Source organism: Streptomyces sp. NPDC097595 (assembly GCF_044761525.1).
Lineage (GTDB): Bacteria > Actinomycetota > Actinomycetes > Streptomycetales > Streptomycetaceae > Streptomyces > Streptomyces drozdowiczii_A.
The window spans coordinates 1-24,221 of record NZ_JBIWCN010000020.1; the positions used below are offsets into that span (position 1 = coordinate 1).

At 70.3% G+C, this 24,221-nt stretch carries 25 protein-coding genes and 1 tRNA gene; 13 read left to right on the forward strand and 13 right to left on the reverse strand.

Going from position 1 to position 24,221, the window contains the following annotated elements:
- Window positions 1-139 precede the first annotated feature (139 nt).
- Genes ACIQZN_RS27065 through ACIQZN_RS27075 form a run of 3 tightly spaced genes read right to left on the reverse strand, consistent with a single transcriptional unit; the run spans window position 140 to window position 2,789 of the window.
- Window positions 140-835: a TrmH family RNA methyltransferase gene (locus ACIQZN_RS27065; RefSeq protein ID WP_403998978.1), complete on the reverse strand. Its 696-nt coding sequence runs from the start codon at window positions 833-835 to the stop codon at window positions 140-142.
- Entirely contained in the window at window positions 832-2,082 is a 1,251-nt protein-coding gene (locus tag ACIQZN_RS27070; RefSeq protein WP_403998981.1) for an HTTM domain-containing protein, read from the reverse strand. Before ACIQZN_RS27070 ends, ACIQZN_RS27065 begins: the two co-directional genes overlap by 4 nt.
- On the reverse strand, window positions 2,079-2,789 hold the full coding sequence (locus ACIQZN_RS27075; RefSeq protein WP_403998984.1) for a DUF5819 family protein: 711 nt from the start codon (window positions 2,787-2,789) through the stop codon (window positions 2,079-2,081). The genes ACIQZN_RS27070 and ACIQZN_RS27075 overlap by 4 nt, the downstream gene beginning before the upstream one ends.
- Before the next feature lie 103 nt (window positions 2,790-2,892).
- Here ACIQZN_RS27075 and paaA point away from each other — a divergent pair, with 103 nt between their 5' ends.
- The 5 genes from paaA to ACIQZN_RS27100 are packed head-to-tail and all read left to right on the forward strand — an operon-like array spanning window position 2,893 to window position 6,450.
- Complete coding sequence (paaA, locus tag ACIQZN_RS27080) at window positions 2,893-3,912, forward strand: 1,2-phenylacetyl-CoA epoxidase subunit PaaA (RefSeq protein ID WP_403998986.1); 1,020 nt, start codon at window positions 2,893-2,895, stop codon at window positions 3,910-3,912.
- A complete protein-coding gene (gene paaB / locus ACIQZN_RS27085; protein WP_018101933.1) occupies window positions 3,909-4,199 on the forward strand; it encodes a 1,2-phenylacetyl-CoA epoxidase subunit PaaB in 291 nt (96 codons plus the stop codon). The genes paaA and paaB overlap by 4 nt, the downstream gene beginning before the upstream one ends.
- Entirely contained in the window at window positions 4,196-4,897 is a 702-nt protein-coding gene (paaC, locus tag ACIQZN_RS27090) for a 1,2-phenylacetyl-CoA epoxidase subunit PaaC (protein ID WP_403998990.1), read from the forward strand. The genes paaB and paaC overlap by 4 nt, the downstream gene beginning before the upstream one ends.
- Window positions 4,891-5,391 carry a 1,2-phenylacetyl-CoA epoxidase subunit PaaD gene (gene paaD / locus ACIQZN_RS27095; RefSeq protein WP_403998993.1) on the forward strand — a complete coding sequence of 167 codons (501 nt, stop codon included), beginning with the start codon at window positions 4,891-4,893 and terminating at the stop codon, window positions 5,389-5,391. The genes paaC and paaD overlap by 7 nt, the downstream gene beginning before the upstream one ends.
- Window positions 5,392-6,450, forward strand: a complete 1,059-nt coding sequence (locus ACIQZN_RS27100) for a 2Fe-2S iron-sulfur cluster-binding protein (protein ID WP_403998996.1) — start codon at window positions 5,392-5,394, stop codon at window positions 6,448-6,450. It begins immediately after the preceding gene.
- A 46-nt stretch (window positions 6,451-6,496) separates the two neighbouring features.
- Here ACIQZN_RS27100 and ACIQZN_RS27105 read toward each other — a convergent pair whose 3' ends face one another.
- From ACIQZN_RS27105 to ACIQZN_RS27120, 4 genes are all read right to left on the reverse strand, one after another.
- On the reverse strand, window positions 6,497-6,841 hold the full coding sequence (locus tag ACIQZN_RS27105) for a rhodanese-like domain-containing protein (protein WP_403998999.1): 345 nt from the start codon (window positions 6,839-6,841) through the stop codon (window positions 6,497-6,499).
- Window positions 6,842-6,909: 68 nt separating this feature from the next.
- Entirely contained in the window at window positions 6,910-7,791 is an 882-nt protein-coding gene (locus ACIQZN_RS27110) for a hypothetical protein (RefSeq protein ID WP_403999002.1), read from the reverse strand.
- A gap of 93 nt (window positions 7,792-7,884) precedes the next feature.
- On the reverse strand, window positions 7,885-9,372 hold the full coding sequence (locus tag ACIQZN_RS27115; protein ID WP_403999005.1) for a DUF2252 domain-containing protein: 1,488 nt from the start codon (window positions 9,370-9,372) through the stop codon (window positions 7,885-7,887).
- 146 nt (window positions 9,373-9,518) lie between these two features.
- The gene (locus ACIQZN_RS27120) at window positions 9,519-10,607 is read right to left on the reverse strand and encodes a hypothetical protein (RefSeq protein WP_403999008.1); all 1,089 of its coding nucleotides are present in this window, start codon (window positions 10,605-10,607) and stop codon (window positions 9,519-9,521) included.
- A gap of 111 nt (window positions 10,608-10,718) precedes the next feature.
- On the opposite strand from ACIQZN_RS27120, the gene ACIQZN_RS27125 reads away from it, so the two are divergent.
- Window positions 10,719-11,168 (forward strand): MarR family winged helix-turn-helix transcriptional regulator, encoded by a 450-nt coding sequence (locus tag ACIQZN_RS27125; protein ID WP_403999011.1) that lies wholly within the window; start codon window positions 10,719-10,721, stop codon window positions 11,166-11,168.
- Window positions 11,169-11,274: 106 nt separating this feature from the next.
- Here the strand turns inward: ACIQZN_RS27125 and ACIQZN_RS27130 are convergent.
- Window positions 11,275-11,357: transfer RNA gene (locus tag ACIQZN_RS27130), tRNA-Leu, on the reverse strand.
- A 360-nt stretch (window positions 11,358-11,717) separates the two neighbouring features.
- Here ACIQZN_RS27130 and ACIQZN_RS27135 point away from each other — a divergent pair.
- From ACIQZN_RS27135 to pknB, 6 genes are all read left to right on the forward strand, one after another.
- Complete coding sequence (locus ACIQZN_RS27135; RefSeq protein WP_403999014.1) at window positions 11,718-12,602, forward strand: FhaA domain-containing protein; 885 nt, start codon at window positions 11,718-11,720, stop codon at window positions 12,600-12,602.
- A 10-nt stretch (window positions 12,603-12,612) separates the two neighbouring features.
- Window positions 12,613-13,128: an FHA domain-containing protein gene (locus tag ACIQZN_RS27140; protein WP_018522117.1), complete on the forward strand. Its 516-nt coding sequence runs from the start codon at window positions 12,613-12,615 to the stop codon at window positions 13,126-13,128.
- Between the two features lie 129 nt (window positions 13,129-13,257).
- Window positions 13,258-14,763, forward strand: coding sequence for a Stp1/IreP family PP2C-type Ser/Thr phosphatase (locus tag ACIQZN_RS27145; RefSeq protein ID WP_403999018.1), 1,506 nt, complete (start codon window positions 13,258-13,260; stop codon window positions 14,761-14,763).
- Between the two features lie 23 nt (window positions 14,764-14,786).
- Entirely contained in the window at window positions 14,787-16,199 is a 1,413-nt protein-coding gene (locus ACIQZN_RS27150; RefSeq protein WP_403999021.1) for an FtsW/RodA/SpoVE family cell cycle protein, read from the forward strand.
- Window positions 16,196-17,653, forward strand: coding sequence for a peptidoglycan D,D-transpeptidase FtsI family protein (locus ACIQZN_RS27155; protein ID WP_403999024.1), 1,458 nt, complete (start codon window positions 16,196-16,198; stop codon window positions 17,651-17,653). Before ACIQZN_RS27150 ends, ACIQZN_RS27155 begins: the two co-directional genes overlap by 4 nt.
- Window positions 17,654-17,820: 167 nt before the next feature.
- The gene (gene pknB, locus ACIQZN_RS27160; RefSeq protein WP_403999027.1) at window positions 17,821-19,803 is read left to right on the forward strand and encodes a Stk1 family PASTA domain-containing Ser/Thr kinase; all 1,983 of its coding nucleotides are present in this window, start codon (window positions 17,821-17,823) and stop codon (window positions 19,801-19,803) included.
- A gap of 83 nt (window positions 19,804-19,886) precedes the next feature.
- Here the strand turns inward: pknB and ACIQZN_RS27165 are convergent, their stop codons facing one another.
- The 5 genes from ACIQZN_RS27165 to ACIQZN_RS27185 form a co-directional block, all read right to left on the reverse strand.
- Complete coding sequence (locus ACIQZN_RS27165; RefSeq protein WP_403999030.1) at window positions 19,887-20,615, reverse strand: class E sortase; 729 nt, start codon at window positions 20,613-20,615, stop codon at window positions 19,887-19,889.
- 33 nt (window positions 20,616-20,648) lie between these two features.
- On the reverse strand, window positions 20,649-22,013 hold the full coding sequence (locus ACIQZN_RS27170; RefSeq protein WP_403999033.1) for a class E sortase: 1,365 nt from the start codon (window positions 22,011-22,013) through the stop codon (window positions 20,649-20,651).
- Window positions 22,010-22,648, reverse strand: a complete 639-nt coding sequence (locus ACIQZN_RS27175) for an aminodeoxychorismate/anthranilate synthase component II (protein ID WP_403999036.1) — start codon at window positions 22,646-22,648, stop codon at window positions 22,010-22,012. Before ACIQZN_RS27175 ends, ACIQZN_RS27170 begins: the two co-directional genes overlap by 4 nt.
- Window positions 22,645-22,830 (reverse strand): hypothetical protein, encoded by a 186-nt coding sequence (locus ACIQZN_RS27180; protein WP_403999039.1) that lies wholly within the window; start codon window positions 22,828-22,830, stop codon window positions 22,645-22,647. The genes ACIQZN_RS27175 and ACIQZN_RS27180 overlap by 4 nt, the downstream gene beginning before the upstream one ends.
- Window positions 22,831-22,924: 94 nt before the next feature.
- Complete coding sequence (locus tag ACIQZN_RS27185) at window positions 22,925-23,692, reverse strand: DUF881 domain-containing protein (protein ID WP_403999042.1); 768 nt, start codon at window positions 23,690-23,692, stop codon at window positions 22,925-22,927.
- Between the two features lie 141 nt (window positions 23,693-23,833).
- Between ACIQZN_RS27185 and crgA the strand changes: the two genes are divergently transcribed.
- Window positions 23,834-24,088, forward strand: coding sequence for a cell division protein CrgA (crgA, locus tag ACIQZN_RS27190; protein ID WP_018101913.1), 255 nt, complete (start codon window positions 23,834-23,836; stop codon window positions 24,086-24,088).
- Window positions 24,089-24,221 lie beyond the last annotated feature (133 nt).

Below are 24,221 nucleotides of genomic sequence, written 5' to 3' on the forward strand. Positions count from 1 at the left end.
GCGCCCCCGCTCCGGGGACCCGCCCCCGCGGCCGGGGGGGGCGCGGGGGGGGGGGGGGGGGGGCCCCCCCGGTTTCGGGAAGGGGCGGGTAGGGGAAAAGGCCCGCCGCAGGCGCCTCCCACCCCGCCCCGTCCCCACCTCACCCAGGAATCACCGCATACCGCGCCACCCACGCATGCATCGCGATCGCGGCAGCCGCCCCCGCGTTGATGGACCGCGTAGACCCGAACTGCGCGATGGAACACACCACCTCCGCACACCGTCGAGCCTCCTCCGTCAACCCGGGCCCCTCCTGCCCGAACAGGAGGACACACCGCCGAGGCAGCACCGTCCGCTCCAACGGCACCGCCCCCGGCAGATTGTCGATCCCGACGATCGGCAGCCCCTCGGCCGCCGCCCAGGCGGTCAGGCTCGCGGTGTCGGGGTGGTGCCGGACATGCTGGTAGCGGTCGGTGACCATCGCCCCGCGCCGGTTCCAGCGCCGCCGCCCGACGATGTGCACCTCCTTGGCCAGGAACGCGTTCGCGGTCCGCACCACGGACCCGATGTTGAAGTCGTGGCCCCAGTTCTCCACGGCCACATGGAAGTCGTGGCGCCGTAGATCGAGGTCGGCGACGATCGCCTCACGGGTCCAGTACCGGTACTGATCGCCCACGTTGCGCCGGTCGCCACCGGCCAGCAGCTCGGGGTCGTAACGCTCGTCCTCGGGCCAGGGCAGCGGATGCGGCCCGACACCGATCTCCGTCCCGAACCCCTCGTCGTACTGCGCGGGCTCCTCGCCCACGGGCGCGCCGCCACCGCTGGTCTCACCGGTGCTGCCGGTCTCACTGCTCACCCGACGAGGGTATGGCTCCCGTCGCCGTCGGGCTCCGGTGCCTCCGGGCCACCGTCGGCGGCACGCGGCGCCGGCACCCGTCCTCGCCGCCGGAACACCCGCTCCCTCCCGGTGGCCACCCGCCCGCCGAGCCACACCAGGAAGGCGGTCGGCAGGAAGACGGCGTCCGCGGCGATCATGGCCATCGAGAAGAACGGCAGCCCCAGCAGGAGCGCGATCCCCGCGTGCTCGCAGATCATCGCGGCGAGCAGGAAGTTCTTCACGCGCCGGTTGAAGAGGGTGAACGGGAAGGCCACCTGCACGATGACCGTCGCGTACGACAGCACCATGACCATGACGCCGCTGGAGGCCAGAAGGTCCGACAGGGCGGGCCAGGGCGTGAAGTACTCCAGCTTGAGCGGGTAGTACAGCGCGGTCCCGTCCTGCCAGCGCGAGCCCTGGATCTTGTACCAGCCGGCCGTCGCGTAGATCAGGCAGACCTCGGCCATGATCACGACGAGGGTGGCGTTGTGGGCGAGGTTGGCGATGACGTCGAGCAGGGTACGGAGCTCGTTGCGCGGCGCGTACCGGTTCACGGCCCACCAGGCACCCTGGCCGATCCACAGGCACCACAGAAGGAGCGGCAGCCACACGGTCCCGCCCAGACCACCCGCCACCGAGGCCCCCACCAGGACGGCCCCGAGCACCACCCAGAGCACGATCCCGGCCGGCTCCCCGGGCACCCGCCGCCCACCGGCCCTCTGGTCGGCGTACTCCGCGGATTCGCGGCCGCGCGCCCGCCGGGCGTCCAGCGACCAGACCTGCCCGCAGCGGGTCAGCACCAGGTAGATGGCCATCAGATGGATGACGTTGTCGCCGCCGTCACCCATGAAGATGCTGCGGTTCTGCAGCGAGAGGACTCCGGCCATGAAGACCACGGAGACGGCGCGGGTGTGCCAGCCGAGCATCAGCAGGAGGGACGAGAGCAGCGCCAGCGCATAGACGATCTCGAACCAGACCGCGCTGTCCGACCACATGAGGGTCGTGAACGCCTGGTTCCCGGATATCAGCTGTCGCGCCAGATCCCAGCGCCAGGGCGCGTCGGGACCGTACATCTCGTGCCGGTGCGGCAGCTCACGGAGCAGGAACAGCAGGAAGGTGCCCGAGAAGCCGATGCGGATGACGGCGCTCTGGTACGGGCCGAGGGCCGAGGCCGTGACGCGCTGGACGGCGCCGGCGAGGCCGCGGGCCGGGTGGGGAGTGCTCACTGTCCCGCCTCCTCGGGCAGGTCGTCGGCGGTGACCTTCCACCAGGGCAGGACGCGATAGGACGGGCCGATGCTGATCTTCTCGGCGCTCCACCCGGGCGCCGCGACGGCCCGCGTCTCGGACCGGACCTGAATCCTCAGAATGGTCCCGCCGTCGTCCTGGCCGCCGAGGCGCAGCATCACCAGGCGGCGGACGTACTTCTCGGACAGGGTGCCGCGCAGGCCGTTGGCCCGGTTCTTGTCGTCGTGCGATCCGACGTAGAAGTCCCAGGCCCGGCGGAGTTCGTTCTGCTGGACGTGGCTCGGCAGCGGATTGCCGCGTATCGCCCGGCCGTCCTCGGCGGAGAGATCCCGCCAGGCCGTCGTACGGGGACCGTCGGCGCCGGATATCTCGGCGCGCACCTGAACGGACACGTTCTGTTGCAGGGGGTTGGGCGCGAAAAGCTTCCAGTTCTGTTCGAACTCGGGGTACACCCAGTCGTCCACCGCCGCGCCGTGCTGCTTGGTCAGCGTGTTGGAGGGCGCGACGTGCAGGAAGACCACGGCCAGGTGCATGCAGGCCAGCACCGCGAAGGCGGCGAGCGCCACGGCGGCGACGAGCTGGTACGGAAACGAGAGCCCGGCCATTCCCCCGGCCGCCGCGGGCGCCTCGACGGCGGGAACGGGTCCGCCCTCGCCGCTGGCGACCCTGTCGTCGTCCGAATCCATCCCGCCCCGATCGCGTCGGTTATCCACAGGGTTGACACCCTACGGGCCCCGGACTCACCATTGAAGACATTGAACCGAACGATCGGTCGGTAGGGAGTCCGGGATGGCGGCAGTGACTGCGAGCCAGACAGCGCAGACGGCAGCAGGCGGCGGAGCGGGGCCCGACGCGGCGCTCCAGGCCGCCTTCGACGCAGCGGTGGCGGCCGACGAGCGCATCGAGCCGCGCGACTGGATGCCCGACGCGTACCGCGCCTCGCTGGTCAGGCAGATGGCCCAGCACGCCCACTCCGAGATCATCGGCATGCAGCCGGAGGCCAACTGGATCACCCGCGCCCCCTCGCTGCGCCGCAAGGCCATCCTCATGGCCAAGGTGCAGGACGAGGCAGGCCACGGCCTGTATCTGTACAGCGCGGCCGAGACGCTGGGCACGGGCCGCGAGGAGCTGCTCGACAAGCTGCACGCGGGGCGTCAGCGCTACTCCTCGATCTTCAACTACCCGACGCTGACCTGGGCGGACGTGGGCGCCATCGGCTGGCTCGTGGACGGCGCCGCGATCACCAACCAGGTGCCCCTCTGCCGCTGCTCCTACGGCCCGTACGCCCGCGCGATGGTCCGCATCTGCAAGGAGGAGTCGTTCCACCAACGCCAGGGTTACGAACTGCTCCTCGCGCTGAGCAACGGCACCCCCGCCCAGCACGAGATGGCCCAGGACGCGGTGAACCGCTGGTGGTGGCCCTCCCTGATGATGTTCGGCCCGCCGGACGACGCCTCGGCCCACTCGGCGCAGTCGATGACCTGGAAGATCAAGCGGCATTCCAACGACGAGCTGCGGCAGCGGTTCGTCGACATCTGCGTCCCCCAGGCCGAGGCGCTCGGCCTGGCCCTCCCCGACCCGGACATCCGGTGGAACGAGGAACGCGGCAGGCACGACTTCGGCGCGATCGACTGGACCGAGTTCCAGGAGGTCCTGAAGGGCAACGGACCGTGCAACGAGCAGCGCCTCACCCAGCGCCGCCGCGCGCACGAGGAAGGCGCCTGGGTCCGCGAAGCCGCCGCCGCATACGCCCGCAAGCACACGCCCGGCGCGGACCCGGCGGTACGGAATGGAAAGGCGACAGCATGAGCAGCTCGACGGACTGGCCGCTGTGGGAGGTGTTCGTCCGCTCGCGGCGCGGGCTCTCCCACACCCACGCCGGCAGCCTCCACGCCCCGGACGCCGAAATGGCCCTGCGCAACGCGCGCGACCTCTACACCCGCCGCTCCGAGGGGGTCTCGCTGTGGGTCGTGCCCTCCGCCCAGATCACGGCGTCCTCACCGGACGAGAAGGACTCGTTCTTCGAACCGGCCGGTGACAAGCCCTACCGGCACCCCACGTTCTACGAGATCCCGGACGGGGTGAAGCACCTGTGACCGCGGCTCTCGCCCTGGGCGACGACGCGCTGGTGCTGTCGCACCGGCTGGGGGAGTGGGCCGGCCACGCCCCGGTGCTGGAGGAGGAGGTCGCCCTCGCCAATATCGCCCTCGACCTGCTGGGCCAGGCCCGGCTGCTGCTCTCCCTCGCGGGCGACGAGGACGAGCTGGCCTACCTCCGCGAGGAACGCGCCTTCCGCAACGTCCAGCTGGTCGAGCAGCCGAACGGCGACTTCGCCCACACCATCGCCCGGCAGCTCTACTTCTCGGTCCACCAGCAGGGCCTGTACGAGCAGCTGGCGGCCGGAGACGGTCCGTTCGCGGGACTGGCGGCCAAGGCGGTCAAGGAGGTCGCCTACCACCGGGACCACGCCGAGCAGTGGACGCTGCGCCTCGGTGACGGGACGGACGAGAGCCGCGAGCGGATGCAGCGGGCGGTGGACGCGCTGTGGCGCTTCACCGGCGAGCTGTTCCAGCCGGTCGAAGGGGTCGACGTCGACTGGCAGGCGCTGCACAGCCACTGGCTGGAGGCCGTCACGGACGTCCTCGGCCGGGCCACCCTGACCGTTCCCACGGGCCCGCAGACCGGCGCCTGGACGGCGGGCGCGGGCCGGCAGGGCATCCACACGGAGTCCTTCGGCCGGATGATCGCCGAGATGCAGCACCTGCACCGCAGCCACCCGGGGGCGTCATGGTGACCTGGACCTCCGTCGAGGAGGAGCTGCTGAGCCTCGCGGGCTCCGTCCCGGATCCGGAGCTGCCCGTGCTGACCCTGGAGGACCTGGGAGTGGTCCGCGGCGTGGAGGTGCACGACCCGGACCACGTCACGGTCAGGCTCACACCGACGTACACCGGCTGCCCGGCGATCGAGGCGATGTCCGCGGACATCGAGCGCGTGCTGCACGACCACGGTGTGGCCGAGGTGTCCGTGGAGACGGTCCTGTCGCCTGCCTGGTCGACGGACGACATAAGCGCCGAAGGGCGCCGCAAGCTGGCGGAGTTCGGCATAGCCCCGCCCCGCCCGCACCACACCGCGTCCGGCGGTCCGGTGCCGCTGACCCTGTCCGTGCGCTGCCCGCACTGCGGCTCCACCGAGACGGAGCTGCTGAGCCGGTTCTCCTCCACGGCGTGCAAGGCGCTCCGGCGCTGTGTGGCCTGCCAGGAGCCGTTCGACCACTTCAAGGAGTTGTAGATGTTCCATCCGCTCCGGGTCAGCGGGATCGAGCGGCTCACGGACGATTCGGTGGCCGTCACCCTCGCCGTTCCGCCCGGCCTGCACGAGACCTTCCGGCACAAGCCCGGCCAGCATCTCAACGTCCGCTACACCGTGGGTGGCGAGGAGGTCCGCCGCTCGTACTCGATCTGCGCACCGGCCCCCGAGCCCTCGGCCGGTCCGGCGCTGCGGGTGGGCATCCGCCTCGTGGACGGCGGGGCGTTCTCCACGTACGCGCTCAAGGAGCTGCTGGTCGGGGACACGATCGAGGCGATGCCTCCGATGGGGCGCTTCGTCCTGACGCCCCGCGCCGGGCAGTTCGCGGCGATCGTCGGCGGAAGCGGCATCACCCCGGTGCTGTCCATGGCGGCCACCCTGCTCGCCCGGGAGCCGAACGCCACGTTCTGCCTGTTCCGCAGCGACCGGACGGCCGCCTCGACGATGTTCCTGGACGAGGTCGCCGATCTGAAGGACCGCTACCCGGACCGGTTCCAGCTGGTCACCGCCCTGTCCCGGGAGGAGCAGCAGGCCGGTCTGCCCTCGGGCCGGCTGGACGGCGAGCGGCTCTCCGGACTGCTGCCGGCGTTGCTGCCGGTGGCGGAGATCGACGGCTGGTTCCTGTGCGGGCCGCTGGGCCTGGTCCGGGCCGCCGAGGTCGCGCTGCACGGGCTGGGCGTGGACCGCTCCCGCATCCACCAGGAGATCTTCCACGTCGAGGACGCCCCCGCCGCGCCCGCCGGGCCCCGGGTCGAGACGCCGGTCGGGTCCGTCCTGACGGCGACGCTCGACGGCCGTTCCGGCACCTGGCCGGTGGAGGGGGGCGAGTCGCTGCTGGAGACGGTGCTGCGCAGCCGCTCGGACGCTCCGTACGCGTGCAAGGGCGGCGTCTGCGGTACCTGCCGGGCGTTCCTGGTCTCCGGCGAGGTGCGGATGGACCGCAACTACGCCCTGGAGCCGGAGGAGACGGACGCGGGTTACGTGCTGGCCTGCCAGTCCCATCCGGCCACCGAGGAGGTGGAGCTCGACTTCGACCGCTGACGCCCCCGGCGCCGGAGGACCGGGGCGGGAGCCGGGGCGGGTCGCGTCAGGCGACGAAGGCCGGGGTGCCGCTGTCGGTGACCATCGGGCGGCCCGCGCCGTCCCAGGCGAGCATGCCGCCGTCGATGTTGACCGCGTCGATCCCCTGCTGCACCAGGTACTGGGTGACCTGGGCGGACCGGCCGCCGACCCGGCACATGACGTGCACGCGGCGGCCGTCCTCCACCGCCTCGGTCAGCTCACCGAAGCGGCCCACGAAGTCGCTCATGGGGATGTGCAGGGCGCCCTCGACGTGTCCGGCCGCCCACTCGTCGTTCTCCCGGACGTCCAGCACGAGGCCGTCCGCCGGGACGGACGCGACATCGACCGTGGGAAGCGGGCCGAAATTCATGGGTCATGCCTTCTCTCGTCAGTGCGCTCGGGGTCACCGAAGCAGTGCGCTCGGGGCCACCGAAAACGCTACTGCACCAGAGCCGCGAGCTCCGCCTCCCGCTGCGAGACCTCGCCCAGCAGCTGTTCGGCGATCTCCTCCAGCAGCTGGTCCGGGTCGTCCGGGGCCATCCGCAGCATGGCGCCGATCGCGCTCTCCTCCAGCTCCTGGGCCCACTCGGTCAGCAGTTCCTTGCGCTGGGTCAGCCAGTCCAGCCGGGCGTAGAGCTCGTCGGCCTCGCTCAGCTCCTGCCGGGGCGCGGCCGGTCCCGCCGCCCACTCCTCGGCCAGCTCGTTGAGCAGGGCCTCGTCCCCGCGCCCGTAGGCGGCGTTGACGCGCGCGATGAACTCGTCCCGCCTGGCCCGCTCCTCCTCGTCCTGGGCCAGGTCCGGGTGCGCCTTGCGGACCAGGTCGCGGTACAGCTTGCGGGCCTCGTCGGTGGGCCGGACCCGCTTGGGCGGGCGCACCGTCTGATCGGTCAGCATGGCCGACGCCTCGGGGGACAGGCCCTCGGAGTCCATCCAGTCGTGGAACAGCTCGTCCACGCCGGGCATGGGCATCACGACCGACCGGGCTTCCTCCGCCTTGCGCAGGTCCTCGGGGTCACCGCTCTTCGCGGCCCGCGCCTCGGCGATCCGCGCGTCGAGCTCGTCCAGCCGCGCGTACATCGGGCCCAGCCGCTGATGGTGCAGCCGGGAGAAGTTCTCCACCTCGACCCGGAACGTCTCCACCGCGATCTCGAACTCGATCAGCGCCTGTTCGGCCACCCGCACCGCCTGCGCGAGCCGCGCCTCGGGCCGCTCCTGCCCCGCGGTTCCCGCCGCCTCCTCGCGGCCGGCGGCCGGCCTGGCCTCGTCCTGTTGGTCATCGTCGTTCCGGGAGGTCGGCACCCCGGGTGCTTCGTGGGTCACCCGTCCAGCGTATGGCCCCGGCCCGCCCCGCGTGGACCCACGGTGGCCCGGCAGACCTCACGCCTCATGCCGGGCGGCCGGCCACGCCCGCCGTCACACGCCCCGCTCCGCGGCGATCCGCCCCGACCCGATCGCCCGGACCAGCTCCCCGTGGTCCGACTCCGTGCGGTCCGCGTAGGTCACCGCGAAGGCCGCCACCGCCTCGTCCAGCTCGTCGTTCTTGCCGCAGTAGCCCGCCAGCAGCCTCGGGTCCGCGCTGTGCGCATGGGCCCGCGCCAGCAGCGCCCCGGTCATCCGGCCGTAGTCGTCGACCTGGTCGGCGGCCAGGGCGGCGGGGTCGACGCTGCCCTTGCGGTTCCTGAACTGCCGCACCTGGAAGGGCCGGCCGTCCACCGTCGTCCACCCGAGCAGATGGTCACTGACGACCTGCATCCGCTTCTGCCCGAGCACCACGCGCCGCCCCTCGTGCGCGACCTCCGGCACCGCGAACCCCACGGCCGCCAGATGCGGCCCGAGCACCGAGGGCCTGGCCTCCTTCACCTGGAGCACCAGCGCCTCCCCCCGGTGGTCCAGCAGCAGCACCACGTACGAGCGGGTGCCCACGCTGCCGGTGCCGACCACCCGGAACGCCACGTCATGGATCGCGTACCGGGCCAGCAGCGGCAGCCGGTCCTCGGAGACGGTTCCCAGATAGTCCCCGAGACCCGCCGCCACGGCCGCGGCCTCCGCGTCCGGGACCCGGCGCAGCACCGGCGGCGCGTCCACGAAGCGGCGGCCGCCGTCCTCGCAGTCCTCCGTGGACTTCGCCGCGAAGCGGGCGCTGGTGTTGTTGCGGGCCTTCTCGGAGACCCGTTCCAGCGTGCCGAGCAGGTCCCGCGCGTCGGTGTGGGAGACGAGCTCCTCGTCCGCGATGGCGTTCCACGCGTCGAGCGCGGGCAGCCGGGCCAGCAGCCGCATCGTCCGCCGGTAGGCGCCCACGGTGTCGTACGCGCCCTTGCGGCAGGTGTCCTCGTCGGCCCCGGCCTCCCGGCCCGCGAGCACCAGCGAGGTCGCCAGGCGCTTGAGGTCCCACTCCCAGGGCCCGGCCACGGTCTCGTCGAAGTCGTTCAGGTCGATGACGAGGCCGCCCCGCGCATCGCCGTACAGCCCGAAGTTGGCCGCGTGCGCGTCGCCGCAGAGCTGGGCGGTGACCCCGGTGACCGGGGTGCCCACGAGGTCGTGGGCCATCAGCCCGGCCGAGCCGCGCAGGAAGGCGAAGGGGGTGGCGGCCATCCGGCCCACCCGTATCGGCGTCAGCTCCGCCACCCGGCCCCGGTTGGACTCCTCCACCGCGCGCACCGCGTCCGGCCGCCCGGCCGGCAGGTCCAGCGCCGCGTGCGCGGACCGGGGCACCCGTGCCCGCAGCGCCTTGCCCTGCTCCTTCGGCCGCCCTCCGGCCTCCGCGTGAGCCCTGTCCGTACGGCGTGCGAACCCCGGCACGGCCGGTATGCGCTGCGCACCCGCGTCCGTGGGGAGCATCGCGCCCCCACCGCCGAGTCCGACGAGTCGCACCGGCGGCAGTCCCGTCCCGGTCGCTTCCATGGCGCGCAGCCTCCCCCGCCCCCGCCCGGCGCAGCCGCCGGGTACCTGCCCCAACATCAACTGCCGCCGACGGTACCGCCGTACACCGACCGCCGTCTGCCCCTGTGGACAACTCCGGGGGCCGGGCTCCCCCGCTGGTCAGCCGCTCAGACCCCCACCGCCTCCTCCATCTCCTCTTCCTCCTCGACCGACGAACGCGCCGGACCGGCGGAAGCGGCGGCAGGAAGGACGGCCGGAAGAGCGGCCGCCGAACGCCGCCTCGCCTCGGCCAGGCCCGCGAGCCCCGTCAGCACCAGGCCCGCGACGAACCAGAGGGCCAGCACCAGCAGGTTCCCGCCCAGCGCGTGGCCGCCGAAGTACACATGGCCGCGTACGCCCTCCACGAAGCCCGCCCCGTTCCAGAAGGAGTGCAGCGCCCCGAAGAAGCCGGGCTGGAGCTCGGGGCGGAAGATCCCGCCGGAGCTGGTGAAGTTGAGCATGACGAAGAGCACCATCACGCCGAGCGTGGTCCACCGCTTGAGGAAGGTGTGCAAGCCCACACCGATCAGCAGGATGCCCGCCGAGTAGAGCCACGCCATGGCCCAGAGCCCCGCGAGCCCGTGGTCCACGAGACCGAACAGCGGCCCCGCGAACACCGCTCCGATGGCGCTGACCACCAGCGAGGCGCCCAGCGCCAGCGCCGCCCGCACCCGCAGCCGCAGAACCGCTCCGGCGCCGCCGATCACGGCGACGGAGGCGTACGAGCCGATGCTCACGGCGACCAGCAGGAAGAAGATGCCCTGGCCGGTCGGGTCGCCGTCGGCCGTGGGCGCGGTGTCGGTCACCTTCAGCGGGGCGCCCTGTCCGGCCGCGACCTGGGTGAAGACCTTCTCGACCGCCGTAGCGCTGGTGTCGGAGGAGGCGGAGGCGACGAGCAGTTCGGGGGCCTTGCCGGGGATGTAGGCGCCGTAGCTGTCCTGCGTGCGCAGATGCTCGGCCGCGGTGGCGCGGTCGGCGACGGTACGCACGCTCAGCGCCCCGTCCCCCTTGTCCTGGAGGGTCTGCGCCAGCACCTGTGCGGACGGCCCCGAGCCGACCACGTCGACCCGCAGGTCGTGCGGTTGCGGGGCATGGAAGGCGCCGAGGTAGGCGAGACCCATGCCGACGCACATCAGCAGCGGGGTGACGAGGTGGCTCAGTACGTGACGCAGCGCGCCCGCCGGAGAGCCGGCGGCGGCGCTCGGGCCTGCGGACATGGGGGCTCCAGACGATCGACCAGGTAGTTGGTTTTTACAACTCAACTGGTTGGCTTTTACAACTCCAATTCCGTTGTACTCTACAACTGAACTTTCGAGGAAGGCGAACCCGTGCCAGGCACCCCCGGAGAACGCGAGGAGTCGCTGGACGTCATCCAGCGCGAACTGACCGCCTTCGCCCGCCGCGCGCGGGCCGCCGCGGCCCGACTCCACCCCGAGCTGCCGCTCGTCTCGTACACGCTGCTGGCACATATCGATGACCGGCAGGGGTGCCGCGCGACTGATCTGGCGGCGCACTACATGCTCGACAAGTCCACAGTCAGCCGGCAGATCGGCGCCCTGGAGAAGCTCGGCCTGGTCGAGCGCCACCCGGACCCGGGCGACCACCGCATCCAGGTGCTGCACCCCACCGAGGCCGGAACGCAGGCCCTCGCCGCCACCCAGGCCAGTCGGCGCGCGGCCTATCAGGAACGCCTCGCGGACTGGACCGAGGACGACCTCGCCCGGTTCGCCGCGTACCTCCTGCGCTACAACGCCGTGGGTGACACTCCGCACGCGTAAAACGGGCGTTTCACGTGAAACCAAACACAGGGAAGGGGCCGGCCATGAACCACCGGCCCCGAACTGAAGAAGCCCCCCAGGCGATGCCTGGGGGGCTTCCTTCTTGTGCGCGAGGGGGGATTTGAACCCCCACGTCCCTAAGGACACTGGCACCTGAAGCCAGCGCGTCTGCCGTTCCGCCACTCGCGCAAGAGTGGTGTTTCCGGGCTCTCCCACTTTTCGGTGCGAGCGCCTGGCGACATCCGGAAGATTAGCACGCTGGACAGGGTGGATTCACATCCGTTGTTTCGCGGCCCGATCACCGGGCACCCGCCGCACGCTCGGCCGACGTACGCAGAACGTCCGAAAGGAACCGGGAACCCCCAGGGGTCGCCCCCCACTCCTCCTGAGTGCGTCCAAGGTGCGGGACACTGTGAGGAGGCCGCCTCTACGATCCGTGTGAGGGGGGACACTCATCCGCAGGGCAGACAAGGGGAACCAGCCGATTTCCCGACGCGTGGATACGATCAGTAAGCAGTACAGGGACGACGACACCGGAGGAGGTGCCCCATGGGAGTGATGAAGCGTTTCGAGCAGCGTCTCGAAGGTCTGGTCAACGGCACTTTCGCCAAGGTCTTCAAGTCCGAGGTCCAGCCGGTCGAGATCGCGGGTGCCCTCCAGCGGGAGTGCGACAACAACGCCACCATCTGGAACCGCGAGCGGACCGTCGTCCCCAACGACTTCATCGTCGAGCTCAGCGCCCCCGACTACGAGCGCCTGAGCCCGTACTCCGGCCAGCTCGGCGACGAGCTCTCCGGACTCGTCCGGGACTACGCCAAGCAGCAGCGGTACACCTTCATGGGCCCCATCAAGGTCCACCTGGAGAAGGCCGAGGATCTCGACACCGGTCTCTACCGGGTCCGCAGCCGCACTTTGGCGTCGAGTTCGTCACAGGGCCAGGGGCAGGGCCCGGGCCCGGCGCAGGGCCAGAGCTACGGCGGCCAGTCCCCCCAGCAGGGGTACCCCGCCCGTCCCGCCCCGCAGGCCCCCGGTGGTTACGGCTACCCGCCCACCTCCGCCCCGCCCATGCCCGCCGGCCCGCCGCCGGGTGCCGGGCGGCACGGCGGTCCGGACCGGCGTCCGCCGGCCACCCCCACCTCCCTGCCGAATGCGCAGGTGCGGCGCTGGATCGAGATCAACGGCACCCGCCACCAGATCTCCCGCCCGACGCTGGTCATGGGCCGCAGCACCGACGCCGATGTGCGGATCGACGACCCCGGCGTCTCCCGCCGGCACTGTGAGATCAGGACCGGAACGCCCTCGACGATCCAGGATCTCGGGTCTACCAACGGCATCGTGGTAGACGGGCAGCACACCACCCGCGCTACGCTCCGCGACGGCTCGCGGATCGTCGTGGGCAGCACCACCATCGTTTACCGGCAAGCCGAAGGGTGAAGCGGGGGCAATGTCAGAGCTGACCCTGACGGTCATGCGGCTAGGTTTCCTGGCTGTTCTGTGGCTATTCGTGATCGTGGCCGTCCAGGTCATTCGCAGCGACCTGTTCGGAACGCGCGTCACGCAGCGCGGCTCACGCCGCACCGCGTCCGACGCACGTCCGCCACAGGCGCGCCAGAACAACGCGGCACCGCCGCAGCAGCGCCAGCAGCCCGGCCGCCAGCGCCGGGGTGCGCCGACCAAGCTGGTCGTCTCCGAGGGCACGCTCACCGGCACCACGGTGGCGCTCCAGGGACAGACCATCACGCTCGGCCGCGCCCATGATTCAACGATCGTGCTGGACGACGACTACGCGTCCAGCAGGCATGCCAGGATCTACCCCGACCGTGACGGCCAGTGGATCGTCGAGGATCTCGGGTCCACCAACGGCACGTACCTGGACCGGACCCGCCTCACCACCCCGACGCCCGTTCCGCTCGGTGCGCCGATCCGGATCGGCAAGACCGTCATCGAGCTGCGGAAGTAGTACGACAATGAGCGAGCGGAGCGAGCGAGCCGCGGGGGTCCGGGCATCGGACCCGGCCTGGCTCCCGACCGGAGGGTGGGCAGTGTGGCTCGAGACCGGCTGTACCCCGAACCGACGGGTGAGGTGCGCATGAGTCTGTCCCTGCGCTTCGCCGCCGGGTCGCACAAGGGCATGATCCGGGAGGGGAACGAGGACTCCGGTTACGCCGGACCCCGCCTTCTCGCGATCGCCGACGGCATGGGCGGCCAGGCGGCCGGTGAGGTCGCCAGTTCCGAGGTGATCTCCACCCTCGTCCAACTCGATGACGACGTCCCGGGCTCCGACATCCTCACCTCGCTCGGTACGGCGGTCCAGCGGGCCAACGACCAGCTGCGGATGATGGTCGAGGAGGACCCGCAGCTGGAGGGCATGGGCACCACGCTCACCGCCCTGCTCTGGACCGGTCAGCGCCTCGGCCTGGTCCACGTCGGCGACTCGCGCGCGTACCTGCTGCGCGACGGCGTGCTCACCCAGATCACGCAGGACCACACCTGGGTCCAGCGGCTGGTGGACGAGGGCCGGATCACCGAGGAGGAGGCCACCACCCACCCGCAGCGCTCCCTGCTGATGCGCGCGCTGGGCAGTGGCGACCACGTCGAACCCGACCTCTCCATCCGTGAGGTCCGGGCCGGCGACCGCTATCTGATCTGCTCCGACGGGCTCTCCGGCGTCGTCTCCCACCAGACGATGGAGGAGACGCTCGCCAGCTACCAGGGCCCGCAGGAGACCATCCAGGACCTGATCCAGCTCGCCCTGCGCGGCGGCGGACCGGACAACATCACGTGCATCGTCGCCGATGTCTTCGACGTCGACAGCAACGACACCCTGGCCGGGCAGCTCAATGACACCCCGGTCGTCGTCGGCGCCGTCGCCGAGAACCAGGCGGCCCAGCTGAACGACGGCGGCGCGATGCAGACGCCCGCCGGCCGTGCGGCCGGTCTCGGCCGTCCCGTACCGCCGCCCTCCGGCAGCTTCGGCCCGCCCGGCAGCGGCGAGGACTCCGGCTACGACGGGATGCCCGAGGGGTCCTTCGGGTCGTACTCCGACGACGACTTCGTCAAGGGCGGCGGCCGCAGGTGGCTCAAGCGGTCCCTGTACGTGGTGCTCGCGCTGGCCGTCGTCGGCGGCGGGCTCTACGGCGGCTACCGCTGGACCCAGACCCAGTTCTACGTCGGCGCGAAGAACGACAACGTCGCGCTGTACCGGGGCATCAGCCAGGACCTGGGCTGGCTCTCGCTCTCGAAGGTCGAGACGGACCATCCCGAGATCGAACTCAAGTACCTCCCCGCCTACCAGCGCAACAAGGTCGAGGCGACGATCGCCGAGGGCAGCCTCGCCGACGCCCGCGAGAAGATCAGCGAGCTCTCCGTCCAGGCGTCCGCCTGCAAGAAGGACGAGCAGCGCCGCGCAGCCGAGAAGGCGCACGGCGACGAGGGTCAGGCGCAGGGCACGGACACCGACGCCACCAAGGCGTCCAAGTCCGCCAAGACATCCGGTGGCGACACCAAGTCCGAGCAGACTTCCACGACTCCCACTCCTGGGCCCAGCCTCTCGGAGGAAGAGAAGAAGCTGGTCCCGCAGTGCGGTAAGAAGTAGAGCCGTAGGGGGCCTTCAGCACCATGAGCGTTGTCACCAACACGACCACGATCGGCGCGATCGACGCACCGAGCAGGCGCAACACCGAACTGATGTTGATGGTCTTCGCCATCGCCATCTCGGTGTTCGCCTACGCCAACGTGGGCCTGGCCCTGGACGGCAAGCTGCCGTCCGGCATGTTCGGCTACGGAGCGGGGCTCATCCTGCTCGGCGGGGTCGCCCATCTCGTGGTGCGGAAGTTCGCCCGGTACGCGGACCCGCTGCTGCTGCCGCTCGCCACGCTGCTCAACGGGCTGGGTCTGGTGCTGATCTGGCGGCTGGACCAGTCGCCGAAGCTGATCAGGGATGCCAAGAGCGCCTTCGGGGCGTTCACCCCGTCCGCCCCCCGGCAGCTGATGTACTCGGCGGTCGGTGTGGCGCTGTTCGTCGGCGTGCTGCTGCTGCTGAAGGACCACCGCATCCTGCAGCGCTACACGTACATCTCGATGGCTGTTGCGCTGTTCCTGCTGATCCTTCCGATGTTCTTTCCGGCCAAGTTCGGCGCAAGGATCTGGATCAACATCGCCGGTTTCTCCATCCAGCCCGGGGAGTTCGCGAAGATCATCATCGCAGTCTTCTTCGCCGGGTACCTCATGGTCAAACGCGACGCGCTGGCACTCGCCAGCCGCCGCTTCATGGGGCTGTACCTGCCGCGCGGACGCGACCTGGGTCCCATCCTGGTCATCTGGGCGCTCTCCATCCTGATTCTGGTCTTCGAGACCGACCTCGGTACGTCGCTGCTGTTCTTCGGCCTCTTCGTGATCATGCTGTACGTCGCCACCGAGCGGACCAGCTGGATCGTCTTCGGCCTCCTGATGTCGGCGGCCGGAGCCGTCGGCGTAGCGACCTTCGAACCGCACGTCGAGGCCCGTGTGACCGCCTGGCAGGACCCGTTCAAGTGCTTTCAGACGAACAACGCCTGCGAGCAGATCGGCAACGCCATCATGTCGTTCGGCTCGGGTGGCACGATCGGCACCGGCTGGGGCCAGGGCCACTCCGACCTGATCGGCTTCGCCGCCAACGCCGACTTCATCCTCTCGACCGTCGGTGAAGAGCTCGGCCTGGCCGGAATGATGGCCGTCCTGCTCCTCTACGGCCTCATCGTCGAACGCGGTGTGCGCACAGCACTCGCCGCCCGCGACCCGTTCGGCAAGCTCCTCGCAATCGGCCTCTCCGGCGCCTTCGCGATCCAGGTCTTCGTCGTCGCCGGCGGCGTCATGGGCCTGATCCCGCTCACCGGTATGACGATGCCGTTCCTCGCGGCCGGCGGTTCGTCCGTGATCGCGAACTGGGCTCTGATCGGCATCCTCATCCGTATCAGCGACACCGCCCGTCGCCCCGCCCCCGCCCCCGCACCCTCGACCGACGCCGAGATGACCCAGGTGGTCCGCCCGTGAACAAGCCACTGCGCCGGATCGCGATCTTCTGCGGCGTCCTGATCTTCGCCCTGCTCGCGCGGACCAACTATCTGCAGTACGTGAAGGCCGACGACCTCAACACCCGCGACGAGAACCGCCGCGTGCGCATCGAGCGGTACGCCCACGAGCGCGGCAACATCATCGTGGACGGCAAGTCGATCACCGGGTCAACCGAGACCAAGAGCGGCGACTTCAAGTACAAGCGGGTCTGGAAGGACGGCCCCATGTGGGCCCCCGTCACCGGCTACTCCTCGCAGGCGTTCGGCGCCACCCAGCTGGAGAGCATCGAGGACGGCATCCTGACGGGCAACGACGACCAGCTCTTCTTCAACCGCACCATGTCGATGTTCACCGGCGACGAGGAGCAGGGCGGCAACGTCGTCACCACGCTCAACGGCGCAGCCCAGAAGGCCGCCTTCGAAGGCCTCGGCAAGAAGAAGGGCGCCGTCGTCGCCCTGGACCCGGGGACCGGCGCGATCCTGGCGCTCGCCAGCACCCCCTCGTACGACCCCTCGACCTTTGCGGGCACCACCGACGCGGACGGCAAGGCCTGGCAGTCCCTGAAGGACGACAAGAACAAGCCCATGCTCAACCGGGCGCTGCGCGAGACCTACCCGCCGGGCTCCACGTTCAAGGTCGTCACCGCCGCCGCCGCCCTGGAGAACGGGCTCTACGACGACATCGACGAGGACACGAAGTCACCGCTGCCCTGGCGCCTGCCGCAGACGAGCCAGGACCTGCCCAACGAGGGCAACATCCCGTGCGAGAACGCCTCGCTCCGCAAGGCGCTGCGCTACTCCTGCAACACCGTCTTCGGCAAGATCAGCGATGACCTGGGCAACCAGAAGATGATCGACGAGGCCAACAAGTTCGGCTTCAACAAGGAGATCTTCACCCCGGTCCGCGCGGACGCCAGCGTGTACCCCGAGGACAACCGGCCGCAGAACGCCATGGCGGGCATCGGCCAGGCGTCCAACCGCGCCACCCCGCTCCAGATGGCGATGGTCGCCTCCGCCGTCGCCAACGACGGCAAGCTGATGCAGCCGTACATGGTCGCCGAGCGTAAGGCGCCCAACCTGGACGTGATCTACACGCACGAGAAGGAAGAGCTCAGCCGGCCCCTCTCGGCGGAGAACGCCCAGAAGCTCCAGGAGATGATGAAGACCGTCGTCAAGGAGGGCACCGGCACGAACGCCCAGATCCCGGGCGTCACGGTCGGCGGCAAGACCGGTACGGCCCAGAACGGTTTGAACAACAAGGGGAACCCCTACGCCTGGTTCATCTCGTACGCGGAGACCGACAGCGGTTCCCCGGTGGCCGTGGCCGTCGTCGTGGAGGACAGCGACGCCGGCCGCGCCGAGATCTCCGGTGGTGGCCTGGCCGCCCCGATCGCGAAGGCGGTCATGAAGGCGGTCATCGACAGCGAGAAGTGAGACCGCTCACACCCGGCCGCGAAAGCGCCTCTGTGGATACCGGTCGGATATCAGGTATCGCCTCCCGGCCGATCAGCTGATGCGCGGCCGGTAGCGTATGCGCGAACAGCACACCGCCGGACCGCGCACCGGTGCGGTCAGGACTGACGGAGAGGGCTGGAACAGTTATGGAAGAGCCGCGTCGCCTAGGCGGCCGGTACGAGCTGGGCTCGGTGCTCGGCCGTGGTGGCATGGCCGAGGTCTACCTCGCCCACGACACCCGGCTCGGCCGCACCGTCGCCGTGAAGACGCTCCGGGCGGACCTCGCCCGCGACCCGTCCTTCCAGGCCCGGTTCCGCCGTGAGGCCCAGTCCGCCGCCTCGCTCAACCATCCGGCGATCGTCGCGGTGTACGACACCGGCGAGGACTACGTCGACGGGGTCTCCATCCCGTACATCGTCATGGAGTACGTCGACGGCTCGACGCTCCGCGAGCTGCTGCACTCCGGGCGCAGACTGCTGCCCGAGCGGACGCTCGAAATGACGGTGGGCATCCTCCAGGCGCTGGAGTACTCGCACCGCGCGGGCATCGTCCACCGGGACATCAAGCCGGCCAACGTCATGCTGACCCGGACCGGCCAGGTCAAGGTCATGGACTTCGGCATCGCCCGCGCCATGGGCGACTCCGGTATGACGATGACCCAGACCGCGGCCGTCATCGGCACCGCCCAGTACCTCTCCCCGGAGCAGGCCAAGGGCGAGCAGGTCGACGCGCGGTCCGACCTCTACTCGACCGGCTGCCTGCTCTACGAGCTGCTGACCGTCCGGCCGCCGTTCGTGGGGGACTCCCCGGTGGCGGTCGCGTACCAGCACGTACGGGAAGAGCCGCAGCCGCCGAGCAACTTCGACTCCGAGATCACGCCCGCGATGGACGCGATCGTGCTGAAGGCGCTCACCAAGGACCCCGACTACCGCTACCAGTCCGCCGACGAGATGCGCGCCGACATCGAGGCGTGCCTCGACGGCCAGCCGGTCGCCGCGACGGCCGCGATGGGTGCGGCGGGCTACGGCGGCGGCTACCCCGGCGGGTACGACAACGACCAGCCCACCACCGCCCTGCGTCCCGCCGACCAGAACGGCGAGCGCACGTCGATGCTGCCGCCGGTCAACCCGGACGACGGCGGCTACGGCTACGACGACCGCCCCGACCGCCGCCGGCAGAAGAAGAACCACACCTCGACGATCCTCCTGGTCGTCGCGGGCATCCTGGTGCTGATCGGCGCGATCCTCATCGGCAAGGCGGTCTTCCCCGGCGACGGTGGCGACGACGGTGCGTTCGACGTGCCCAACGTGGTCGGCACCACGGTGAAGGACGCCCAGAAGCTGGCCGACAACACCAACATCGTCCTCAAGGTCGGCCCGAAGGAAGAGTGCAAGGAGCAGCCCAAGGGCAAGATCTGCCGCCAGACGCCGGAGGACGGGAAGATGAAGGAGCAGGAGACCCTCACGGTCTTCGTCTCCAGCGGCCCGCCGAAGGTCGAGGTGCCGGACGTCACCGAGAAGTCCGAGGACAACGCCCGCGAGATCCTTGAGAAGCAGGGCTTCACCGTCAACGTCACCTCGGTCGAGTCCGACCAGGCCGATCCCGACACCGTCCTGGAGCAGTCTCCCAAGGGTGGCTCGAAGGCCGAGGAGAACTCCGAGGTCACGCTCAAGGTCGCCACGGAGAAGCTGCTCACGATGCCTCCGGTGACGGACCGCTCGTACGACGAAGCGGTCGCCCAGCTCAAGGGGGTCGGCTTCGAGAACATCGGCCGCAGCGATGTCGACTCCGACAAGCCCGCGGGCACGGTGGTCGAGCAGACCCCCGTGGCCAATGAGAAGGTCGGCAAGGCCACCTCGATCATCCTCAAGGTCTCCAAGGGCCCGACGCAGCCTCCGACAGTCCCCATCCCCGAGATCCGCATGCACAAGGTCTCCGAGGCCAAGCAGATGCTGACCCAGGCCGGCTTCAAGAACATCCAGTTCGCCGAGGGCAGCTCGGACGACGACAACGCCATTGTCGCCAACGCCGACCCGCAGCCGGGCACACAGTCCGACCCGGCCACCACCACGGTCACTCTCACCACGGTGGGCGGAGGCAACGTCGTCGCCGGGCCGAACGGCCAGTAGGGGACACCCCCGCACCCTGTACCAACAGAGGGCCCCGGTCACCTTCGCGGTGACCGGGGCCCTCTGCCGTAAACCCGCAGGCGTCAGCGCAGCTCCGCCGGCTTCGTGCGGTCGCGGTCGACCTTCTCCGTACGGACCAGCTCGCCCCACACGATGTAGCGGTACTTGGACGTGTAGACCGGGGTGCAGGTCGTGAGCGTGATGTAGCGGCCGGCCTTCTTCACGCCCGCGTCCTTGGGGACGGCGCCCAGCACGTCGACGTTGTACTTGGACGTCTCCGGCAGCTCGCTGAAGACCTTGTAGACGTACCAGGTGTCCTTCGTCTCGAAGACGATCGCGTCCCCGGTCTTCACCTTGTCGATGTTGTGGAACTTCGCCCCGTGCCCGTCCCGGTGGGCGGCCAGCGCGAAGTTGCCCTCCTTGGCGGAGGGGAGCGCGGATTTCACCGGATCGGTGTAGTAGCCGGCGACACCGTCGTTGAGGATGTCGGTGTCGGTGCCCTTCTTGACGAGCACCTCGCCGTTCTTCATCGACGGGACGTGGAGGAAGCCGATGCCGTCCTTGGTGTCCAGCGCGCCGGGACCGTCGGCCCACTTGTCGCGGACGGTGTGACCCTGCTTGGTGGCCTCCCGGTCGGCGAGCACGTTCGTCCACCACAGCGAGTAGACGACGAAGAGGCCGAGCACCAGACCTGCGGTGATGAGCAGTTCACCGAAGACACTGACCGCGGTCGCGAGGGGATGGCGGCCGCCCTTCCGCGCGGGTGGCGCGGACTCGTCGGTCCGCTCCTGGTCCTCGGTCGTCGCTGTCATAGCACCGCCCTGTCGTCATGGCGTGGGGCCCGTTCAGTCCGCGAGCACGTCGGGCTTCCCCTCGCTGCGCGGCCGTTCGTCGACCATCTTGCCCCAGACGATCAAACGGTACGTACTCGTGAATTCCGGCGTACACGTCGTCAAGGTGATGTACCGGCCGGGCTTGGTGAACCCGGACTGCTTCGGCACCGGCGCGATCACGGAGACGTTGGAGGGCGAGGTCTGCGCCAGCACGCTCGTCATCTCGTACGTGTAGTACGCCTCCCGGGTCTCGACCACGATCGGGTCACCGGGCTTCAGGCGGTTGATGTAGCGGAATGGTTCGCCATGGGTGTTGCGGTGACCGGCCAGCGCGAAGTTTCCCTCCTTGGCGGAGGGCATCGCCGTCTTCAGCGGCTTCTCGCCGTAGTGGCCGACCATGCCCCGGTCGAGGACCTTCTCCTTGCTGGTGCCCTCGGCGATCGGCGTGACGACGTCCAGCTTGGGGATGTGGATGATGGCGAAGCCCTGCCCCGGCTCGAACGCCTCCTGCTTCTCAGGGGTGTTCTCGTTCTTGGCCCAGTCGTCCTGGATCTTGTGGGTCTCCCGGCCGGCGATCTGATCGGCACGCACATTCGTCCACCAGAGCTGGTAGGTGACGAACAGCAGCATCAGGACGCCCAGCGTGATGAAGATTTCGCCGATGCCCCGGCTGATGACGATCGCGGGGCTGTCCTTGGCGGCCTTGGCCGCGCGGCGCGCCTCCATGCGGGTCATGGGCTTCGCAGGGGCCCCGTCGGCCGCGGTGCCGGCCGGGCGCGGCGGCGCGGCACGCCGCCTGCCACGACCCTTCGCGGCGCGCCTGCGCTCGGCACGGCCGCCGGTGGGCGGTGGCGGTGGCGTGGGCGTGGGCGTGACCGCCTCGGGTACGCCTCCGGGCTCGTCGGCCTCGGTGGGCGTCTCCGGCTCCGGGCGGGGCGCGGGCACGACCGGGTCGCCCGCGTCTATTCGCCCGAGGACCTCGGTGGCCGGCTCCACGGCCTCGTCGGCAGGGGGCTGCGGAGCGGCCGCGGGGCCCGGGTCGATCGGGACGTACGGGTCGGGCGCGGGCGGCGATGCCGTCAGGGGCTGCTGTACGGGCTCCTGGTGGCCGTACCAGTCGCGTTGGTACCCGTCGGGGTCGTACCACTCCTGCGGGGCCTGCTGGGGCTCCTGTGGCTCGTACGGCGCCTGCTGCTGCGGGGCCACGGGCTCCGGGGTCAGGGGCTCCGGGGCCACGGGCTCCGGGCCCGGCAGCGGGTCGTTCAACGGGTCCGCCAGCCGGTGGACCGCCGCCTCGAACGCGCCCGGGTCCTCGTACGCCCGCGGATCGTGCGGCTCGTCCTGCCCTGCCCCGGCTCTGTGGCGGGGTGGGGTCACGCGACGGCCTTGCCCACCACCGGAGCGAGCCCCGCCGACCTCTCGACGGCTCCGGTGTCCCCGCAGCGCACCAGCCAGTTGGCCAGCATCAGGTGGCCGTGCTCGGTGAGCACCGACTCCGGGTGGAACTGCACGCCCTCGACGGCCAGCTCGCGGTGGCGAATGCCCATGATGATGCCGTCGGCGGTCCGCGCGGTGACCTCCAGCTCGTCGGGCACGGTGTCCGGCTCGGCGGCGAGCGAGTGGTAGCGGGTCGCGGTGAACGGCGAGGGCAGGCCGGCGAACACGCCCGCGCCCTCGTGGAGCACCGGCGAGGTCTTGCCGTGCAGCAGCTCGGGGGCGCGGCCGACGACGCCGCCGTACGCCACGGCCATGGACTGCATGCCCAGGCAGACCCCGAAGACCGGGACGCCGGTCGCCGCGCAGTGCCGCACCATGTCGACGCAGACGCCCGCGTGCTCCGGGGTGCCGGGGCCGGGGGAGAGCAGGACGCCGTCGAAGCCGTCCTGCGCGTGGGCCGTGGTCACCTCGTCGTTGCGCAGCACCTCGCACTCGGCACCGAGCTGGTAGAGGTACTGGACGAGGTTGAAGACGAAGCTGTCGTAGTTGTCCACGACCAGGATGCGGGCGCTCATCGGCCGGCCCCCGTCGGTGCGCTCGCTCCGTCGACCGTCACATCGCCGAACGGAAGCAGCGGCTCCGCCCACGGGAAGACGTACTGGAACAGCACATAGACGACCGCCAGGGCGAGCACGAGCGAAATGAACGCACGCACCCACACGTTGCCCGGCAGATGCCGCCAGATCCAGCTGTACATCCAGACCCTCCATTCGGTACCGGGTCCAGACTAAAGGGCCCGGGGCCCGGCGTGGGATGCCTGTGGAAAGCTGTGCGGCGCCTGTCGCCGTCTGCTACTTCACCGGCTCCGCGTAGTGCAGGTCCACGGTGCCCGAGTAGCCGGGGAGGGTCGCCGCCCCCCGCTCGTCGACCTTCCAGCCGAGCCCGTACGCCTGCACGTACAGCAGGTAGTTCTGGATCGCGGGCGAGGCGTCCAGCGCCCGTCGCAGCGCACCGGGGTCGCCGACCGCGGTGATCTTGTACGGGGGTGAGTAGACCCGGCCCTGGAGGATCAGGGTGTTCCCGACGCACCGCACGGCGCTGGTGGAGATCAGCCGCTGGTCCATGACCTTGACGCCCTTGGCTCCGCCCTGCCAGAGGGCGTTGACGACCGCCTGGAGGTCCTGCTGGTGGATGACCAGGTCGTTGGGCTGAGGGTCGGGGTAGCCGGGGCTGGCGGTGGCGTTGGGCGGGGCGTCGTTGAGCGTGACGGAGACGGCCGGGCCGGACAGCTCGGTGGTGCCCGCGGTCCGCTCCAGCGCCTTGAGCTTGGCAGCCTCCGCCTTGGTGCTGCCGTTGTCGCGCTGGGCGAGGCTGTCGATGTCCCCGCGTACGGAAGCGGCGGACTCCTCCAGGGCGGCGTTCTTCTCGCTGCGCTGCTGGATGAGGTCGGAGAGCTTCAGCAGGGAGGCGTCGGTGCGGATATTGGTGCCCTTCGCCGTATTCGCGCTGGTCACGAAGATAAGACCGGCAAGGGCGAAAACGGCAGCCGTGAGCACTCTGACCGGGTGCCGGAAGGTGCGGCGGACCGGCCCGGGGGGAGAGTCGGCAGAATTGCTCAACGTACCCTTATCTCCTTCGGTGCCACGGAAGGACTACGCTAACGGACGCCCGGGGGAGGCCACATTCCCCCTCGCGCCCCGCCCCGGCGCCAGCCACAGTTCCCTGCGCGGTCACGCAGCGCATCGACAGGAGAGTTCCTCGTGCCGAAGTCACGGATCCGCAAGAAAGCCGACTTCACGCCGCCCCCGGCGAAGCAGGCGACCAACATAAAGCTCACCAGCCGCAGCTGGGTGGCGCCCGTGATGCTGGCGCTCTTCCTGATCGGGCTGGCCTGGATCGTCGTTTTCTATGTGACCGACGGCGACCTGCCGGTGAAGTCGCTGGGGAACTGGAACATCGTCGTCGGCTTCGGCTTCATCGCCGGCGGCTTCGGTGTCTCCACGCAGTGGAAGTAGCCCGCGCGACCGCGTAGAACCACACGCCGACCCCGCTCCGCAACCCCTGCCCTGAGTTACCCACAGCGTTATCCACAGGTGGGGGAAAAGGTCAGACGATCTGTGGATAACTCTCAGGCCGTTGACGCCGGTG

Coding starts and splice junctions, on each gene's coding strand:
- ACIQZN_RS27075 (WP_403998984.1), bottom strand. CDS start 2,789: ATGGATTCGGACGACGACAGGGTCGCCAGCGGCGAGGGCGGACCCGTT.
- paaA (WP_403998986.1), top strand. CDS start 2,893: ATGGCGGCAGTGACTGCGAGCCAGACAGCGCAGACGGCAGCAGGCGGC.
- paaB (WP_018101933.1), top strand. CDS start 3,909: ATGAGCAGCTCGACGGACTGGCCGCTGTGGGAGGTGTTCGTCCGCTCG.
- paaD (WP_403998993.1), top strand. CDS start 4,891: ATGGTGACCTGGACCTCCGTCGAGGAGGAGCTGCTGAGCCTCGCGGGC.
- ACIQZN_RS27100 (WP_403998996.1), top strand. CDS start 5,392: ATGTTCCATCCGCTCCGGGTCAGCGGGATCGAGCGGCTCACGGACGAT.
- ACIQZN_RS27105 (WP_403998999.1), bottom strand. CDS start 6,841: ATGAATTTCGGCCCGCTTCCCACGGTCGATGTCGCGTCCGTCCCGGCG.
- ACIQZN_RS27115 (WP_403999005.1), bottom strand. CDS start 9,372: ATGGAAGCGACCGGGACGGGACTGCCGCCGGTGCGACTCGTCGGACTC.
- ACIQZN_RS27120 (WP_403999008.1), bottom strand. CDS start 10,607: ATGTCCGCAGGCCCGAGCGCCGCCGCCGGCTCTCCGGCGGGCGCGCTG.
- ACIQZN_RS27135 (WP_403999014.1), top strand. CDS start 11,718: ATGGGAGTGATGAAGCGTTTCGAGCAGCGTCTCGAAGGTCTGGTCAAC.
- ACIQZN_RS27140 (WP_018522117.1), top strand. CDS start 12,613: ATGTCAGAGCTGACCCTGACGGTCATGCGGCTAGGTTTCCTGGCTGTT.
- ACIQZN_RS27145 (WP_403999018.1), top strand. CDS start 13,258: ATGAGTCTGTCCCTGCGCTTCGCCGCCGGGTCGCACAAGGGCATGATC.
- ACIQZN_RS27150 (WP_403999021.1), top strand. CDS start 14,787: ATGAGCGTTGTCACCAACACGACCACGATCGGCGCGATCGACGCACCG.
- pknB (WP_403999027.1), top strand. CDS start 17,821: ATGGAAGAGCCGCGTCGCCTAGGCGGCCGGTACGAGCTGGGCTCGGTG.
- ACIQZN_RS27165 (WP_403999030.1), bottom strand. CDS start 20,615: ATGACAGCGACGACCGAGGACCAGGAGCGGACCGACGAGTCCGCGCCA.
- ACIQZN_RS27175 (WP_403999036.1), bottom strand. CDS start 22,648: ATGAGCGCCCGCATCCTGGTCGTGGACAACTACGACAGCTTCGTCTTC.
- ACIQZN_RS27180 (WP_403999039.1), bottom strand. CDS start 22,830: ATGTACAGCTGGATCTGGCGGCATCTGCCGGGCAACGTGTGGGTGCGT.